The sequence below is a fragment of the Pedobacter albus genome, from assembly GCF_036324255.1.
Lineage (GTDB): Bacteria > Bacteroidota > Bacteroidia > Sphingobacteriales > Sphingobacteriaceae > Pedobacter > Pedobacter albus.
Window position 1 is genome coordinate 267,206 of sequence record NZ_JAZDQT010000003.1, and the last position, 17,138, is coordinate 284,343.

The window sequence follows — 17,138 nt, forward strand, 5'->3', positions numbered from 1 at the left end:
AAACCGCCCTTGTCCGGTTCGGTTAGCAGTAATTAGCTCCAGCACAAACTTTAAAGCATCGGGCGCAGGCGTGGATTTTTTTGCATACTTTTTTCATCTACAGGAAAACCTGCAAAGCAGGCTTGAATACCATTGAAAACATACATGCTAATGAAAAACGTTTGTCCGCGAAGCGACAGAATGTGAAAAAGAACCACTGAATAATTGAATTTTGCCACAAGCCGATTTTTAATTGATAAGGATTGCCTTTTCGCCTCGCTCATCGCCAATCTGCCGCAGGCAAGCCATATCGACTACTTCACTGCATCACTACACGCATCTTTGCGTCGGGTATCGATAATGTAAATGATCTTCCAGCCGTCTTCGCCCTTAAATAACTGGAACGAATTAACCCCGCAATGGCTAAACTTGTCGCCTACATAAAATTTGTAGTCGGTCCAAACGCTGGCCAAGTTGGCATCTACCAACACCTTGGTAAACACAATGCGCTCGTCGTATTGCGCCGCATGTGGCGTACCAACCGCTTTAATAAAACCATCAACGCTTTCGGTGCGGACTTCCGATTTGCCGTCTTTGCCCTTCACAATGGTCTGCATTACGTTTTGCTTGGCAAATGCCCGGCGCACCAAGGCGGTATCTGCCTTGCGCATGCCCTCAAAAAGTTGGTTAATGGTTGCTTTTACAGCTTCTTCTTCGTTGGTTTGGGCAAAAGAGGCAAAGCCTAGTACCCCTAATAAAATAATGATGCTCAGTTGCTTCATGACTTAAATTTTACGGTTATCAAACTAAATATATGTAAATTTGTAGTCTATTTAAAAGAACGGCAACTACTTGACCTACCTATTGCCGGTCGCTCACAGCCCCTTATCGGCTAAATCTTTTATTATTAATCAATTAGGAAAAGGGGGTGTGTGTATGTTGATAATTATATTTTTGCGCCTCTCATAAATAGCGTAAACTTATGATTAATTAAACAATTGGGCTGTTCTTTAAATATTCAGGATACATGGAAGAAGAATTTGAATTTGATTTTAATGAAGATGCGCAACATTCTGTAGAACGTTATGAAGAAATGATCCGCAATGAGGATCAGTATTTTTTCGATGCGCAGGCATTTGAATATATAATTGACAATTATATAGAGAAGAACGATCCAGTTAAGGCTTTGCAGGTAATAGAATATGCCCTAAGCCAACACCCTTACGCTGCGGTTTTTTTGATTAAACAGGCCCAGCTCTTATTGTTTACCAATCAGGTAGAGAAGGCATTTGCTTCGCTCGAAAAAGCAGAAATGCTCGAGCCTTCCGAAGCAGATATCTATGTGCTCAGGGGCAACATCTACCAAAACCTCGACCGCCACTCGGAAGCTTTAGAGAATTTTGAAAAAGCACTGGGGCTGGCCGAAACCACCGACGAAATTTTACTGCAGATGGCCTACGTGTACCAAAACATGCACGATTACGAAAATGCCATCGTCTACATCAAGCGCAGCCTGGAGCAAAATATGGAAAACAAAGACGGCTTGTACGAACTGGCCTTTTGCTACGATATTTTGGATAAACAGGAAGAAAGCATCCATTTTTACCAGGAATATATCGACAACGATCCCTATTCGTATGCGGCCTGGTATAACCTGGCCAATTCGTACCATAAATTGGATCTTTTCGAAAAAGCCATCGATGCCTACGATTATGCCATCCTGATTAAAGAAAATTTTGCTTCGGCCTATTACAACAAAGGCAACGCGCTGGTGCAGCTCGAGAAATATGAAGATGCCATTGCGGTTTATAAGCAGACTTTCGAGTACGAACAGCCTAATGCCGATACCTATTGTGCCATTGGCGAGTGCTACGAGAAATTGGAACAGATGGGCGAAGCCCGCGCCTATTACAAAAAATCGGTTAAAATGGATTCGAAAATGGCCGATGCCTGGTTTGGCATTGGGGTAACCCTCAATTTTGAGGAACGTTTCTTCGAATCGCTGCATTTTTACAAAAAGGCGCTGGAGCTGGACGAAGAAAATCCTGATTTTTGGTTTGCCATTGCCGATGCCTACTATAAATTGGGCCAGATAGACCAATCGATAGAGGCCTACTACAAGGTATTGGAATATAATCCGGTTGATGTAGAGGCCTGGCTCGATTTCTCGACCGTGCTTTACGAACAGGGTAAATTGGTAGAGGCTTCCGAAACCATGGCCGAAGCCATCAAAAACAACCCCGATGCGGCCGAACTGTATTACCGCATGGTAGCTTACCTGTTTGCCTTGGGCCAAAGCAAAGATGCCATTGCTTATTTGGAAACAGCCTTGGTTACCGATCCCGAAAAACATTACATCTTGTTCGAATACCTGCCCCAGTTACAGGACAATGGCTTGATTATCGACGTAATTAATAAGTACATCAAATAGAAATGTCATTAATTAGATGTTTATTTTAAAAAATAGCAGAGTTTTTTAACCTTTGCATCCTATATGAACTACAAATTAAACGACATTCCTGAGCGCTCGGTTAAACCCCGCCAAAAAGGCTTAACCATGGTGATGGACAAGGGCCTAAGCCTAAGACAAGTAGAAGATTTTATAGAAGTTGCTGGCGTACATACCGATATCGTGAAGTTGGGATGGGCTACTTCTTTTGTAACCCCCAACCTCAAAGAAAAATTAGCTATCTATCGCAGTGCGGGTATTCCAGTCTATTTTGGAGGAACCTTGTTCGAAGCATTTGCCATTCGCAACCAATTCGACGATTATTGCAGGGTTTTGGAAGAGTTTGGGATGGAATATGCCGAAATATCAGACGGATCGATGGATATTGAGCACGAAGAAAAATGCGAATTCATCCATAAATTGTCTAAACAGGTTACCGTAATCTCTGAAGTGGGTTCTAAAGATGCCACCAAGATTTTCGCGCCCTACAAATGGATCAAACTGATGAAGGCCGAAATCGAGGCAGGTTCGTGGAAAGTAATTGCCGAAGCCCGCGAAGGTGGCAACGTAGGTATCTACCGTGGTACCGGCGAAGTGCGCGAGGGTTTGGTAGACGAAATCCTGACCCAAATTCCGGAAGAAACCATTATTTGGGAGGCCCCGCAAAAAGAGCAGCAGGTTTGGTTCATCAAACTGATCGGCACCAATGTAAACCTGGGCAATATCGCACCGGCGGAAGTTATTCCGTTAGAAACTATCCGTTTGGGCCTAAGAGGCGATACTTTTGATTATTTCTTGAACAAAAAATAAATCGTCGTCGAGTGTAGCATGAGGCATCATAGAGATTGCTTCGCCCTACTTCCTCGTCACGACGTTATTCGCCTATGAAACTTTTCGGATTAATCGGTTTCCCGCTTTCGCATTCTTTTTCGAAAAAATATTTCACCGAGAAATTCGAAAAGGAAGGCATTGCCAATTGTCGCTACGAGCTTTTTCCAATCAGGCAGGCCAGTGAGTTTGGCGAGCTCCTCTCCACACATGCAACGCTTTGTGGCATCAACGTAACCATACCCCATAAAGTAGAAATACTGCCCTTTTTAAATGAAATTGACGAAGCGGCGGTGGCGATAGGAGCGGTAAACTGCATCAAAATCGAAAGAAAAGAGGGAAACTCATCAATAAAGGGCTACAATACCGATGCTTACGGTTTTGCCGAATCGCTAAAGCCATTGCTCGACGAACGTCACCAAAAAGCCCTGATATTCGGCGACGGAGGCGCAGCCAAAGCCGTTAAATATACCTTGGCACAATTACAGATTCCATACCTCACGGTAGTTCGCAATCCTGCTCCCAATGCCATTTTGTACAGTCAGGTAGACGAAAAACTGCTGAACGAACATCAGTTGCTCATCAACACCACGCCTTTGGGCATGTCGCCGAATTACGATAGCTTTCCGCCCATTCCCTACCAGTTCTTAGGGCCTCAGCATTTGGCCTACGATCTGGTTTATAACCCGGAAGAAACCGAATTCCTGAAAAAAGTGAAGGCGCAGGGCGGAAAAATCAAGAACGGAATGGAAATGCTATACCTGCAAGCCGAACGTTCTTGGTATATTTGGAATACATGATGACCAACCGAAACATTTTTTTGCTGTTGTTTGTGGCCGTAAGCCTTTTGGCCTGTACCCAGCAGCAGGCAAGTACGCCTAAGCCACGGGGATATTTTAGGATCGATTTTCCGAAAAAGGCCTATCAAACCTTCAATTCCGATTGTCCTTTTACTTTCGAATATCCGGTTTATGCTGTAATGGCCAAAGATAACGAGCGCAATGCCCAGCCCTGCTGGAACAACCTCAATTTTCCGCAGTTTAATGGGGTGCTGCATTTAACCTATCATGGTGTTTTCTCGAAAACAGAATACGATAAAATGACCGAGGCCGCCCGTACCCTGGCCATGAAGCATACGGTAAGGGCCAACTCCATCGACCAAAAGCTCATCAATTATCCCGAGCGCAAAGTATATGGCATTTATTACGCCATAGAAGGCAATACGGCATCTTCGGTACAGTTTTTTTTAACCGATAGCGCCAAGCACTATTTTAGGGGAGCTCTCTATTTTAACGAACGTCCGCAATACGATTCTATCCAGCCGGTGGTTAAATTCATCAAGAAAGACATAGATCGGATCATCGAAACGTTCAAGTGGAAAAATTAACAGGCCAGTGTTTTAAACGGCATTAAAATAGATTGCCATGAAAAAAATTACATTATTGTTCTTCAGTCTTTGTTTGGCTGCACAAGTTTTTGCTCAGCGCGAAAACATCAATCTTGCCAATCAGTTCTTGGCCGATTTTAAGGCCAAAAAGTTCGAAGTGCTAAGCAGCTATTTTGATGCCAGCGTAGCCGACAAGATTACGGTGCAGCTGATGCAAAATACCCATGCCACTTTAACCGCGCAATACGGCGAGTTGCGTACCGGCGAGGCAGAAGAAACAAAGTCGGGACAATACCAGCTGGTCAAAATGCCGCTGCTCAATGAACCCCAAAACCTGATGGTGCAGTTCCTTTTTAATGCTGCACATAAAATGTTGGGCTTTACCTTAGTGCCCAAGGCCAAGGTTTCGCTGTATAAAGACCCCGCCTATGCCAACGCCAGCCTTTATACCGAAGAAAAAATAACCATAACCAGTGGCGACTTTAAGCTGCCGGGTATTTTAACAAAGCCCAAAACAGGCAATAATTTTCCGGTAGTTATCCTGGTACACGGTTCGGGCCCCGGCGACAAGGATGCAGCCGTTGGCAATACCAAAGCTTTTAGGGATTTGGCCTTGGGTTTGGCCGCCAAAGGCATTGCCACCATCAGGTATGATAAACGAACCCGGGTTTATGGCGCCCATTCGGCCCCCGATGGCGTAGCATTAACCATTAAGGAAGAAGTAACAGACGATGTACAAGCGGTCGTTAAATTGGCGCAGCAGCTACCTGGCCTCAACGCTAAAAAAATAATAGTATTGGGCCATAGCCTAGGTGCTATGCTGGCCCCAAAAATTGCGGCAGAACAGCAAGGCTTGGCCGGTATTATCATGATGTCTGCTCCGGCACGCCCTTTTGGCCCTACCATTAAAGACCAGTTTGCCTACCTCATCAAAGATCAGGAGCAGCTGCAAAAGCAACTCCATGTGGCCGACGAAATTACGCACGCCGATACGGTTAAAGACCAGCATAAACTGATTATGGGCATTCCAGCCAGCTACTTTACCAACCTCAACCAATATAACCAGGTTAAAGTGGCAAAAGCACTTAAGTTGCCAATTTTAGTGCTGCAGGGCGAAAGAGATTATCAGGTTACCTTAAAAGACTTGGCTATTTGGAAGACCGAACTTGGCAAAAACAAAAACGTAACCATTAAAAGCTATCCCAAGCTTAACCATTTGTATACCGAGGGAGAGGGGGCCCTCAGTACGCCTGCCGAGTACGAAACCCCAGCAAATGTGCCTTTGTACGTCATAGAAGATATCGCGAATTGGATTTTAAAACATTAACATGATCAGTTTACAAAAATTTACCTTCAATCCTTATCAGGAAAATACTTATGTTTTGTTTGACGAAAGCAAGGAATGCGTCATTATTGATCCGGGTATGTACGACGGAAGCGAGCAGAACCAGTTGGCTTCGTTTATCAAGGAAAACGGATTAAAGCCAGTGCTTTTGCTCAATACGCATTGCCATATTGATCATGTGTTGGGCAACAAGTTTGTGTTTGACAATTGGGGCTTGAAACCGCAGTTTCACCAAGGCGAACTGTACATTTTGCAGGCAGTGCCCGGCTATGCGCCACAAATGGGCATGCGCTACGAACTGTCGCCGGAGCCTGAAACCTTTTTGCCCGAAAGCGGAACCCTTAGTTTTGGCAACAGCCAGCTAGAGCTGATTTTCGCACCGGGACACTCGCCCGCGCATCTCTGCTTTTATGCCAAAGAAGATAACTTCCTCATTGGTGGCGATGTGCTGTTCTACCAAAGCATCGGCCGTACCGACCTTCCGGGAGGAAACCACCAGCAGTTGATCAATAGCATTAAACAGCAACTGTTTGTACTGCCCAACGATTGCGAAGTATTTCCAGGCCATGGCCCTTCTACTACCATTGGTTTTGAAAAACTGAACAATCCCTTCTTGAGATAAAACATCAGGAAGAAGAGGCGGGCTGATGCCTTTTGCCTTCAGCCCTCCACCTTGAACCTTTTCTGTATATTTGTAAAGTGAACACCGCATTTTATATCGCCCGTAGGTATCTTTTTGCAAAAAAATCAACCAATGCCATCAATATCATTTCGGCAATTTCGGCGGTTGGCGTTTTTGTAGGCAGTACGGCTTTGGTTATTATTTTGTCGGTGTTTAACGGATTTGAGGAAGTGGTGCTCAACATGTTCAATACCATTACGCCCCAAATTTTGATCGAACCGGCAAAAGGCAAGACATTTGATCCGAATACAGCCTATTTACAGACGCTACGCCACGATAAGTCAATCTTCTCGTATACCGAAGTGCTTTCGGAAAATGCCTTGGTCAGGTATAACGAAAAACAGTCGCCGGCCTTGATTAAGGGTGTAAGCGACGATTTCCTGAAAAACAAAAGCTTAGACACCGTGATGCTGGAAGGCCATTTTGTGCTCGAAAACAGAAATGGGCCAAATGCGGTGGTTGGCTCGGCCCTGCAGGCCTATTTGGGTGTTAATTCGAGCGATCCTTTTGAAGAACTGCAGATTTACTCGCCCAAAAAAGGGGTTCAGGCCAGTTCTATCAATCCAATGGACGATTTTACCGTGCTGAATATTCCACCTTCGGGGGTGTTTGAAATCCAGCAGGATTTTGATAACTTGGTTATTGTGCCTTTGTCTTTCGCAAGGCGATTGCTTGGCGAAGAAAAAAAAGTGAGCGCCATCGAAATCAATGTGAACGATGGGGTGGATGCTGAGAAATTTAAGCAACAGATTGAGGATAAACTGGGAAATTCTTACCTGGTAAAGAACCGGGTGCAGCAAAATCAGGCCCTGTACAATGTGCTGGGTTCAGAAAAGTGGATGGTATACATCATACTGACCTTTATTCTAATCATTGCCATTTTCAACATCATTGGTTCGTTAACCATGCTGGTGATTGATAAACTCAAAGATATTGCCGTGCTGAATAGCCTTGGGGCGGGAAAAAAGCTGATTAAGCGAATTTTTTTGGCAGAAGGTATGATGATCACCTTAACAGGTTGTATCTTTGGACTGTTAATCGGATTCTTATTCTGCTTGTTGCAGCAACATTACGGATGGGTAAAAATGGGCGAATCAAATTTGTTGATCAGTAATGCTTACCCAATTGCTTTCAAGTGGAAAGATTTTGTGCTGGTTTTCGTAACGGTTAGTTTTTTTTCTTTTATCGCATCGGCTTTGGCATCAAATTTAAGCGTAAAGAAAATAGACCATTTAAATCAAGACCTTTAAAACATGAACACCTATAAAAGTCTCCTGCTCGCTCTATTTGCTTCCTTGTTGATATTGGCAGCCTGTAACCGCAATAAATCAAATGATTCTGGCCAAAAAACATCTGTTGTGGCCAAGGGGCTTTATAGCTTTGGACCAGAAATCAGATCCTTTACCGATTGCGAGGAAGGACGCGAATATTGGGTGATCGACAGTGCCAAAACGCTCGAATTGGCTTATAGCAACCTGGGCTTCGAAAAACCTTATACACCGGTTTACATCGAGGCAGAATGCCATTTTATCAAATCTGATACCACCACGGTTACCGGCGACTACGATTCGACGATGGTGGTGACCAAACTGCTTAAAATCAGCAAGCAGATACCCGAAGGTCCTTGTAACCAATAGTTAAACGGGTAAACTTATTTTTAAGGATTTACGTAAAGAGGCTGGCCTATTGGCGGAATAACTTCGCGTTCGGTAGCCATGCTAAACAAGGTATCTATCGCTTTGCGCCCGGCTGTGCCCAAATCAACCGAATAGTCGTTAACATACAGCTCTATATGCTTGTACATCACGGCTTCTTCCATTTCCTGTGCATGCCTACGGATAAACTCAATGCCCGATTTGGGATGGGCGAACGCAAATTCTACAGATTGACGCACCAGGCGATTTATTTTTTGCTGTATCTCTACAGGCAGCCTGCGGTTAACCACAATGCCGCCAAGCGGAATGGCGCAACCGGTTAATTGTTCCCAATAGCTACCTAGGTCAACCACTTTGTGCAAACCCTTTTCCTGATAGGTAAAGCGGTTTTCGTGGATGATGAGGCCTAAATCTATTTCCTCGTTCAGCAAGGCATCTTCAATGGCCGAAAACACCATTTCCTGCTTATTGGTTAATTGCGGATAGGCTACGCCCAACAGAAAATTGGCCGTGGTGTATTTGCCGGGTATGCCAACCTTGAGTTGCGCGTTTGGCGTTTGAAGCTCGGCGTTAATGCGATCGAAATTTTCTTTTTTGCAGATAAGCAAGGGGCCCACGCCGAAACCAAGCGCGCTGCCGGCATCTAAAAGCGCATAGCTGTTGGCCACATAGGCAAAAGCATGGAAACTAAGCTTGGTAATGTCGAGCTGGCCCTGCATGGCCTTTTGGTTCAGCGTTTCCACATCGTCAAAAGTTACCTCAAATTCGAGGCCTTCGGTATCGATTTTGCCGTGGATCAGCGCATCAAAAATAAAAGTATCGTTAGGGCAGGGCGAAAAGCCAAGGGTAAGTTTCATGCCGTAAAAATAGGGCTTTGCAGACTTTGTTTGGTCATTTTTAACTCAAAGTTGGTGATGAGCTTATGAATGCGAGCCATTCCTGCAAAAGCTGTTTAAAATCGCCGATAGGGATTGTTTTCTTTGCATATCCAATCAGTACGCTTCCCTTTTTAGGAAAAATTTCAAGTTGAGAACCCATTACTTCTCCCCAATGCTCCTCTATCGCTTCTCCGTCCATTGCTTTTTGAATATCTTCAATCTGTATTTCGGTAATTCTTTTGTCGCTATTTGCTAAATGGTTAGCAATGTCTTCATTGTCGGGATTTGAAGTGAAGGTGGTGTAATAATAGCGGCCTTGAACTAGTCTTTTTTTAATAAACGTGATGGAGTACTGATGTCGTACAAATTCGGTTGGGTTTTTCAGAAAGCTTAATAATTCAATCAACCAATGGTTTAAGTTCCAAATGGCCAATCCTATTTTCCAGTTTTCTTTCGCCCTTGGCTCTACAGCATTAGAAATACTCCTGATTTGCAGGCAGGGGAGTTGCAGTTGATGGCAGGCGTAAAAGAAGGCCGCGCCCTCCATGCTTTCTACCTGCGGATTAAAAAGGCTCTTGATTCTAGCAATACTTTGCGCATTGCCGTGCACTTTGTTAACGGTAATGCCTTTTACTTGTGGCAAGCGATCTACCTGAGGCAATGCCGAGGTGTAATTATTGGTGTAAGCGTTGGTGCCAAAGCCCAATTGGTCGATGCTCAAAAACGAATCGTGGTCTTCTGCACCCAGTTCGGCAAAAACATCGGTAGTAATGTTAACGAGGTTGCCCAGTTCCAATGTGTGGTCAAAACTGCCGGCAATGCCCACATTCAGCACTAGGCCGTAGCTTGGGTTAAGCCTTGTGCCTAAGGCAAAGGCAGTGGCCGTCATGCCCACGCCTGTAATCAAGATGTCAAATTCGGGCGTTTGCACAAAATTGGCTTCAGCTAGTCCAAAATGCTGATAAAGGCCGCTTATTTCGGCGCTGGTGGCCGCAACTACCAATAATTTCATCAGGTAAATTTAACGTTTTTTGTTTGCTTATTTATCCAGATATTGTACCGTAGGCAAATTAGGGCATGGGCTTGGCCATTTATCCGTATATTTGCCTTTTATTTGTAAGCAATGATTTATATAACCCGAAAAGCAAGTTTTAATGCCGCCCATAAGCTGTCGAGAACCGATTGGAGCCTCGATAAAAACACCGAAGTGTATGGCAAGTGTGCCAACCCCAATTGGCATGGACACAACTACCAGCTTTATGTAACCGTAAAAGGAGAAGTAAATCCGGAAACCGGATTTTTGGTAGACCTCAAATGGCTAAAAGATGTAATCAATACCTATGTAGTTGATAAAATCGATCATAAAAACCTTAATTTGGATGTAGATTTTATGAAAGACAAACTGGCTTCTACAGAAAATTTAGCCATCGCCATTTGGCAGGAACTCATTGCGCCTATTACCGAAAGTGGCGCACAATTGCACAGTATTAAGATTTACGAGACCGAAAACAACTTTGTTGAATACTTTGGTTAACAGCACTTATATGGAACACGACAAATACGACCACGACGAAGAAGTATTGGGCTACCAGAAAATAGACCGGTACGACGATCAAAAAATCAGCTCGGTAGCTACCCATTATAAAGATATTCTGGCCCAGTTGGGCGAAGACCCAGCCCGCGAAGGTTTGGTTAAAACGCCAGAGCGCGTGGCCAAGGCCCTGCAGTATTTAACGCATGGCTATGATATCCAGCCGGCCGAAATTCTGCGCTCGGCCATGTTTAAAGAAGACTACAGCCAAATGGTAGTGGTTAAGGATATCGAGGTTTTCTCGATGTGCGAACACCACATGCTGCCTTTCTTTGGCAAGGCACACATTGCCTATATTCCGAATGGGCATATTGTTGGCCTGAGCAAAATTCCGAGAGTGGTTGATGCCTTTGCGCGCAGGCTACAGGTACAGGAGCGCCTCACCAACGAAATCAGGGACTGCATCCAAGAAACCCTGCAGCCATCGGGCGTTGCGGTGGTGATCGAGTGCAAGCACCTCTGCATGGCCATGCGTGGCGTACAAAAACAGAACTCGGTAACAACCACATCGGCATTTACCGGCGAATTTATCAGCAACGATAAAACAAGAGCAGAGTTTTTGAGGTTAATTACAGCAAACCTGCACTAGTTAAATAAATTTCAATGAGGCCATTTTGGAGAACAATACCCGAAATGGCCGAAAGCATTTATCAATAAACCTTAAACAAAAAATAGAAACCGGTAATTGTTTTACTGCAAACCCATGCCGGTTTAAATCTGTAAGTATGAAAGCATACGTTTTTCCAGGGCAAGGCGCCCAGTTTTCGGGTATGGGCAAAGACCTTTACGAAAACCCAATGGCCAAAGAATTATTTGAAAAAGCCAACGAAATTATGGGTTTTCGCATCAGCGATATCATGTTTGGCGGTACCGACGAGGAGCTTAAGCAAACCAACGTAACCCAGCCTGCCATTTTCTTGCACTCGGTAATCTTGGCCAAAGTATTGGGCGAGAGCTTTAGGCCTGATATGGTTGCCGGACACTCGTTGGGCGAATTTTCTGCTTTGGTGGCCGCGAATGCGCTTTCTTTCGAAGATGGCCTTAAATTGGTAGTGGCCCGTGCCAATGCCATGCAAAAAGCCTGCGAAATCCAACCTTCAACCATGGCTGCCATTTTGGGCCTTGCCGATGAAGTAGTGGAGCAGATCTGCGCCGAAATTGACGAAGTGGTTGTGCCTGCCAATTACAACTGTCCGGGACAGCTGGTTATTTCAGGCAGCATTGAAGGTATTGACCTGGCTTGCCAAAAACTAACCGAAGCCGGAGCTAAAAGGGCTTTAAAACTCAATGTAGGCGGTGCTTTCCACTCGCCATTGATGGAGCCAGCCAAGCTAGAGCTGCAAGCGGCTATCGAACAAACGCAGATTTCGGCACCGGTATGCCCAATTTACCAAAACGTAAATGCTCAGCCTACCACTGATCCTGAAGTGATTAAAACCAACCTGATTGCCCAATTAACCGGTGCGGTAAGGTGGACACAAACCGTAGCCAACATGATCGCCGATGGCGCTACAGAATTTGTAGAAGTTGGCCCAGGCAATGTGCTACAGGGACTGGTTAAAAAAGTAAATAGAGAAGCACAGACCAACAGCGCATCTTTGGCCTAAAATATGCTGTGCCTAACGCATTGCTTTGGCATGGCCAAGGCAATGCGCTTTTATAAATACCCTAACTAAATTAAACTTTAACGTGAGTATTGGAGGTAAAATTAGGTTTCTGCTATTGATTTTGGGCCTTTGCTGTATTGTAACGGCATTGTCGCTCGATAATTCGATTACCCAAACCGACCTCCTTTTGCACGAAGCTGGCGAGTTGCAGCGCAACCTCTCGGCCAAAGAACGCATTGTACAGCAGTACCTTTTCGATCCGGAGAAGCTAGCCGAACTCCAATCGTTTTATAAAGACGACAAACTTGCCGTTAAATTCATTAACGATTACCGCGAACAGGGCATCAATGTATTGGTTTACCAGAATGGCATCCTCGATTTTTGGAGTTCTGCCAGGGCCTTTCCGGCCAATGTAGAGCACTTAAAGGAAGGGACCTCGTTTAGCCAGCTGTCTAACGGTTGGTACGAACTGGTCAAAAAAACGGTCGACGATCATATCTTCGTTTTCCTCATTACCGTAAAAACACAGTTCAGCATTGAGAACCAATACCTCAAAAACCAGATTGCACCCGAGCTTTTTGCCAATAATAGCCTGGATCTGGCCACTTTTACAGACAAAGACATTACCGAAATCTTCAACATCCACAAGGAATACCTTTTTCCGGTCAAGCTGAGCGAAGAATACTCTAAAAATATTTACAGCACCATTCAGCTTTGGCTTTGGATAACCGGCTTGCTCAGCATCTGTATTTTTGTCAATTCGTATTGTTCGTGGTTGGCCAAAAGAGGCCTGATTTTATCGGCCACCTTGGTGCTGGCCATTTTTTTTACGGCCGTAAGGCTTACCGACCTGCAGTTTTTCTGGTTTAACCATCAGTTTAACCTCGAAATATTCAGCCCTTCCATTTATGCCGAAAGCGATTTTCTGCCCTCCTTGGGCGATTTGTTGCTCAATGTGCTTGCCATTACCTGGGTGTCGCTTTTTGTGTACGTGCATCGCTATAAGTACCATTTTGCTAAAAGCATAACCAAGAGCAGGTTTTCTGCCTATTTGTTTCATATACTGGCCTTATTGCTATTGGCCTATATCGGTTTTTTGGTCGATGATGTATTTTTTGGCCTGATTTATAACTCAAAGATCAACTTTGATATCACCAATATCATCAACATGGGCTGGATCAGCTGGACAAGTATCATTATTCTCTGTCTGGTGTGGTTTAACGTTTACCTGTTGGTGAATGTCATGATTGAGCTGAGCAAACAGTTCCATTTTAATAACCGCGAGCGCCTTTTTGTTTTCTTGGCTTTGTTGGGCGCTTATTTTGTGTACAAGGTAATCGACGATTTTAATGTCTTTTTCCTCGTATACGCCCTGTTCATTTTTATCATCGCCTGGAACGGCTACATGCAGCACCGACGGTTTTCTATCGGTATTTTTGCCACCTTGTTCCTGTGCATGGCCTTCTTAACCGCCATCAAGTACATCAAGTACATCGACATCAAGGAAAGGGGCATCAGAGCGACCATTGCCGAAAAGCTTCCTTATTCAGACGATCCCAAGGTTATCAATTCGATAGACAGTTTTGAAAAGGGCGTTTCGTCCGATTCGCTGGTGGTTGATTATTTTAAAAGCCCATCACTTAGTCAAACCAACAGTTTTCACAATTACATCGTAAAAAGGTACTTGGATGGCTATTTGTCGCGCTTCGATTACAGGATGTACGAGTACAATAACCAGGATTCGACACTTAAAAAGGAAGAGGTAATTCCTTTTTCGAAGTTTAGGGACTTGGTTAGGTCGGGCGCCGTAAAGGTACAGGAAACCGAATTTGCCTATCGCATTAACAATACCTTTGGCTTTCAGAGCTATTTTTGCATCATTCCGATCCTCGAGGGCAAAAACCTGTTGGGCAGTATGGTGATCGAACTCAAATCGCAGCCTTACGATTCGAATAGCCATTTCCCCGAACTGCTCATAGACGGCAAGCTCAAGAGCGACGAGGACTTTAGCGATTATTCGTTTGCGTTTTATAAAGACAACAAGCTTTACGGTCAGTCGGGTACCTACACCTACGACATGGTTAACCAGAGTTTTAAAGGCGCAATTGGCAAGGTTGAGTTTTTAAACGAAGATACGGCCGATGGCACCAGCTACAGCCATGCCATCTACAAGCCCGATGCCTCGAAACTGATTGTCATTACCAAGAGCAAGATTCCTTATGTGGTGCGTTTGGCCACGCTGTCTTTCTTTTTTCTGGTGTTTATCCTGTTTGGCATCCTGCTGTATGTTTTTATGTGGCTGATTAAAAACATCGATAGCAATCAGGGCGGCTGGTTCAGCATTAACCGTTACCTCATGATCAATGCCAATAAGATCCTTTACAAAACCCGCATCCAGTTCTCCATTGTATTGTCGGTTGTGGCTACTTTGCTTATTGTGGGATGGACTACCTTCTTTTACATCAAAGACGAATACCTGAAACAGCAGGAGGGAGCCATTAGAGAAAAGCTGAGAAAAGTACAGCTTTCTTACGAGCGCCAGATATTGAACAGTGGGATGCTGAAGAAGGATGCCGAGGCCGAATCGGCATTTAGCCAGTTTGCTGATGTGAACGCGTCGTTCCTGAACCTTTATCTCACCAATGGCGATTTGTACCTTACCTCTTTGCCAAAAATGTACAATTACGGCATTTTGGGCCGAAAAATGGCCTCTAAAGCCTATATCGAACTGCATCTGAAACAGCGCTCGGAATATTTAAACACCGCAGAAAAAATAGGCGATTTTAAATATGCGGCTGCCTATGCACCCATCCGCAATGCACAGAACCAAACCGTGGCGTACATCGGCATTCCATATTATTCGAACGAAGAAGATTATGAGGCGAAAATAGGCTTGTTTATCAACACGCTGATCAATATTTATGCCTTGGTGTTTGTACTGATTGGCGTATTGGCGGTGTTTTTGGCCAATCAGATTACCAATCCGCTTACTTTTATACAGGAGAGCATTAAAAAGACCAAATTGGGGCAGAAGAACCAGCCTATTGTTTGGCATCGGCAGGATGAAATCGGCTCTTTGATTAAGGAGTACAATAAAATGATTGCCGCTTTGGAGGCTAGCGCCAATAAACTGGCCCGTTCCGAACGCGAAAGCGCCTGGCGCGAAATGGCCAAACAGGTGGCCCACGAAATCAAGAACCCGCTTACGCCTTTAAAATTAGGGGTTCAGCTATTGGAAAAATCGTGGAAGGAAAAAGATCCCAACTTTGAGAAGAAATTTGCCAGCTTCAATAAATCGTTCATCGAACAGATTGATAGCTTGGCTACCATTGCCTCTGAGTTTTCCAACTTTGCCAAAATGCCCGATACCAAGCTCGAAAACCTGGAGCTTTTGCCGGTTATCGAACAGGCTATTGCGGTATTCAGTACAGCCGATAATATAGAGATTGCGGTGCTTAACCGTACCAATAAAAACATTGTGGTTTTAGGCGATAAGGACCAGTTGTTGCGTACTTTCAATAACCTGCTCAAAAATGCGATAGAAGCCTCGGAAGGCCGCGAAAAATGTGCCATCAAAATACACCTCATCAACGATGAAAAACAGGTGTATATCGAGGTAGAAGACAATGGCAAAGGCATAGATCCTAGCCTGCAGCATAAAATCTTCGTGCCAAACTTCACCACCAAATCGTCGGGTACGGGCTTAGGCTTGGCCTTTGTTAAACAGGCCACAGAAAATGCGGGTGGAACAATAGAGTTTCGGTCGGAAGTAGATAAGGGAACTACATTCTATTTCAGTTTCCCTTTGGCTTAACTACCTGAGCACAATCTGGTCTTTGCCCATGACGAAGCCATCGGCATAAAGAATAATGGCATAGGCACCTTTCATAAATTCTTTGGGATTGGTCCAGTCGATTTTATAAGCCGTATCGTCGTCGTTGTACGAAATCTCGATGGCGCTGCTGTACTGCATCTGCTGTCCGTCGGCTTCAAACAAGTTGTTGCCATTGGCAATGAGGTTACCGGCCGGATCGAATACGCGGAGGTAGATTTTATGGTAGTTTTTTTCGGCCAGGGTATTGGGCGCGATAGAAAAGTCGATAACCAGCTTTTTGGCTGTGCTGGCGCGGGTTACCTCTACCAAACGGCCGCTGCTTTTTACCTTAAATGCGGTAATGTTTATTTTGGCCGCCTTTAAAGCGGCCCCAACCTTTACTTTGGCGTTCAGGTTTTCGTTTTCGCGCTCCAGGTTTTGCGCTTTTTGGTTAATGGCGTTGGCGGTGCTCTTCAGGCTGTCGCGCTCCGATTTAAGGTAAGAGTTTTCTTTTTCGAGCCTGATGATCTGGTCGTTGTAGTTTTTTACAAATTCCCTCAGCTCTTTTACTTGGGCCTGTGCCTTGTCTAGGTCGCCCTGGGTTAGTTCGCCTTTTTGCAGGGCCAGCTTAAGTTCGGCTATTTTTTCGCGGGCCAGCTTCTGTTCGTTCTGCAGCTTTTCGCTCAGGCTTACATTAATGGCATTTACGCGGTCTAATTCTACTTCTATTTTTTCAACCTCGAGCTTGAGCCGGTCTTTTTCGGTATTTACTGTAACAAAACGGCTGCTTTGCTGTTTGTCTTTAAAATAGAGATAGGCGTTGATACCCAAGAGCGCGGCGATCACAACAACCAAGAAATAGACCTTATTCCTGTCAACTTTATTTACGGGATCCTGATTCTGCATAGTCATTAATTTTTATT

The 17,138-nt window shown here is 44.6% G+C and carries 16 protein-coding genes; 12 read left to right on the forward strand and 4 right to left on the reverse strand.

Going from position 1 to position 17,138, the window contains the following annotated elements:
* Positions 1 to 293: 293 nt before the first annotated feature.
* On the reverse strand, positions 294 to 761 hold the full coding sequence (locus VRU48_RS16320; protein WP_330108988.1) for a nuclear transport factor 2 family protein: 468 nt from the start codon (positions 759 to 761) through the stop codon (positions 294 to 296).
* 245 nt (positions 762 to 1,006) lie between these two features.
* Here VRU48_RS16320 and VRU48_RS16325 point away from each other — a divergent pair, with 245 nt between their 5' ends.
* From VRU48_RS16325 to VRU48_RS16360, 8 genes are all read left to right on the forward strand, one after another.
* Positions 1,007 to 2,410, forward strand: coding sequence for a tetratricopeptide repeat protein (locus tag VRU48_RS16325; protein WP_330108989.1), 1,404 nt, complete (start codon positions 1,007 to 1,009; stop codon positions 2,408 to 2,410).
* Positions 2,411 to 2,473: 63 nt separating this feature from the next.
* On the forward strand, positions 2,474 to 3,238 hold the full coding sequence (locus tag VRU48_RS16330) for a phosphosulfolactate synthase (protein WP_199138878.1): 765 nt from the start codon (positions 2,474 to 2,476) through the stop codon (positions 3,236 to 3,238).
* 74 nt (positions 3,239 to 3,312) lie between these two features.
* A complete protein-coding gene (locus VRU48_RS16335) occupies positions 3,313 to 4,056 on the forward strand; it encodes a shikimate dehydrogenase family protein (protein WP_330108990.1) in 744 nt (247 codons plus the stop codon).
* Positions 4,056 to 4,643, forward strand: coding sequence for a gliding motility lipoprotein GldD (gene gldD, locus VRU48_RS16340; RefSeq protein ID WP_330109521.1), 588 nt, complete (start codon positions 4,056 to 4,058; stop codon positions 4,641 to 4,643). The genes VRU48_RS16335 and gldD overlap by 1 nt, the downstream gene beginning before the upstream one ends.
* Before the next feature lie 37 nt (positions 4,644 to 4,680).
* Positions 4,681 to 5,970 (forward strand): alpha/beta hydrolase, encoded by a 1,290-nt coding sequence (locus tag VRU48_RS16345; RefSeq protein ID WP_330108991.1) that lies wholly within the window; start codon positions 4,681 to 4,683, stop codon positions 5,968 to 5,970.
* 1 nt (position 5,971) lies between these two features.
* Positions 5,972 to 6,610 carry an MBL fold metallo-hydrolase gene (locus VRU48_RS16350; RefSeq protein WP_330108992.1) on the forward strand — a complete coding sequence of 213 codons (639 nt, stop codon included), beginning with the start codon at positions 5,972 to 5,974 and terminating at the stop codon, positions 6,608 to 6,610.
* Between the two features lie 77 nt (positions 6,611 to 6,687).
* Positions 6,688 to 7,920, forward strand: a complete 1,233-nt coding sequence (locus tag VRU48_RS16355; protein WP_330108993.1) for an ABC transporter permease — start codon at positions 6,688 to 6,690, stop codon at positions 7,918 to 7,920.
* A 3-nt stretch (positions 7,921 to 7,923) separates the two neighbouring features.
* Positions 7,924 to 8,307 carry a hypothetical protein gene (locus VRU48_RS16360; RefSeq protein WP_330108994.1) on the forward strand — a complete coding sequence of 128 codons (384 nt, stop codon included), beginning with the start codon at positions 7,924 to 7,926 and terminating at the stop codon, positions 8,305 to 8,307.
* 20 nt (positions 8,308 to 8,327) lie between these two features.
* On the opposite strand, the gene VRU48_RS16365 is transcribed toward VRU48_RS16360, so the two are convergent.
* Both VRU48_RS16365 and mqnB read right to left on the reverse strand, forming a co-directional pair.
* The gene (locus tag VRU48_RS16365; protein WP_330108995.1) at positions 8,328 to 9,182 is read right to left on the reverse strand and encodes a menaquinone biosynthesis family protein; all 855 of its coding nucleotides are present in this window, start codon (positions 9,180 to 9,182) and stop codon (positions 8,328 to 8,330) included.
* Positions 9,183 to 9,222: 40 nt separating this feature from the next.
* Positions 9,223 to 10,215 (reverse strand): futalosine hydrolase, encoded by a 993-nt coding sequence (gene mqnB / locus VRU48_RS16370; RefSeq protein WP_330108996.1) that lies wholly within the window; start codon positions 10,213 to 10,215, stop codon positions 9,223 to 9,225.
* A gap of 111 nt (positions 10,216 to 10,326) precedes the next feature.
* Between mqnB and VRU48_RS16375 the strand changes: the two genes are divergently transcribed.
* From VRU48_RS16375 to VRU48_RS16390, 4 genes are all read left to right on the forward strand, one after another.
* Positions 10,327 to 10,737 (forward strand): 6-pyruvoyl trahydropterin synthase family protein, encoded by a 411-nt coding sequence (locus tag VRU48_RS16375; RefSeq protein ID WP_330108997.1) that lies wholly within the window; start codon positions 10,327 to 10,329, stop codon positions 10,735 to 10,737.
* A 10-nt stretch (positions 10,738 to 10,747) separates the two neighbouring features.
* Positions 10,748 to 11,383 (forward strand): GTP cyclohydrolase I FolE, encoded by a 636-nt coding sequence (folE, locus tag VRU48_RS16380; protein ID WP_330108998.1) that lies wholly within the window; start codon positions 10,748 to 10,750, stop codon positions 11,381 to 11,383.
* 136 nt (positions 11,384 to 11,519) lie between these two features.
* Positions 11,520 to 12,401 (forward strand): ACP S-malonyltransferase, encoded by an 882-nt coding sequence (gene fabD, locus VRU48_RS16385; RefSeq protein WP_330108999.1) that lies wholly within the window; start codon positions 11,520 to 11,522, stop codon positions 12,399 to 12,401.
* Positions 12,402 to 12,483: 82 nt separating this feature from the next.
* Positions 12,484 to 16,215 (forward strand): sensor histidine kinase, encoded by a 3,732-nt coding sequence (locus VRU48_RS16390; RefSeq protein WP_330109000.1) that lies wholly within the window; start codon positions 12,484 to 12,486, stop codon positions 16,213 to 16,215.
* Here VRU48_RS16390 and VRU48_RS16395 read toward each other — a convergent pair whose 3' ends face one another.
* Entirely contained in the window at positions 16,216 to 17,121 is a 906-nt protein-coding gene (locus tag VRU48_RS16395) for a hypothetical protein (RefSeq protein WP_330109001.1), read from the reverse strand.
* Positions 17,122 to 17,138: the final 17 nt, after the last annotated feature.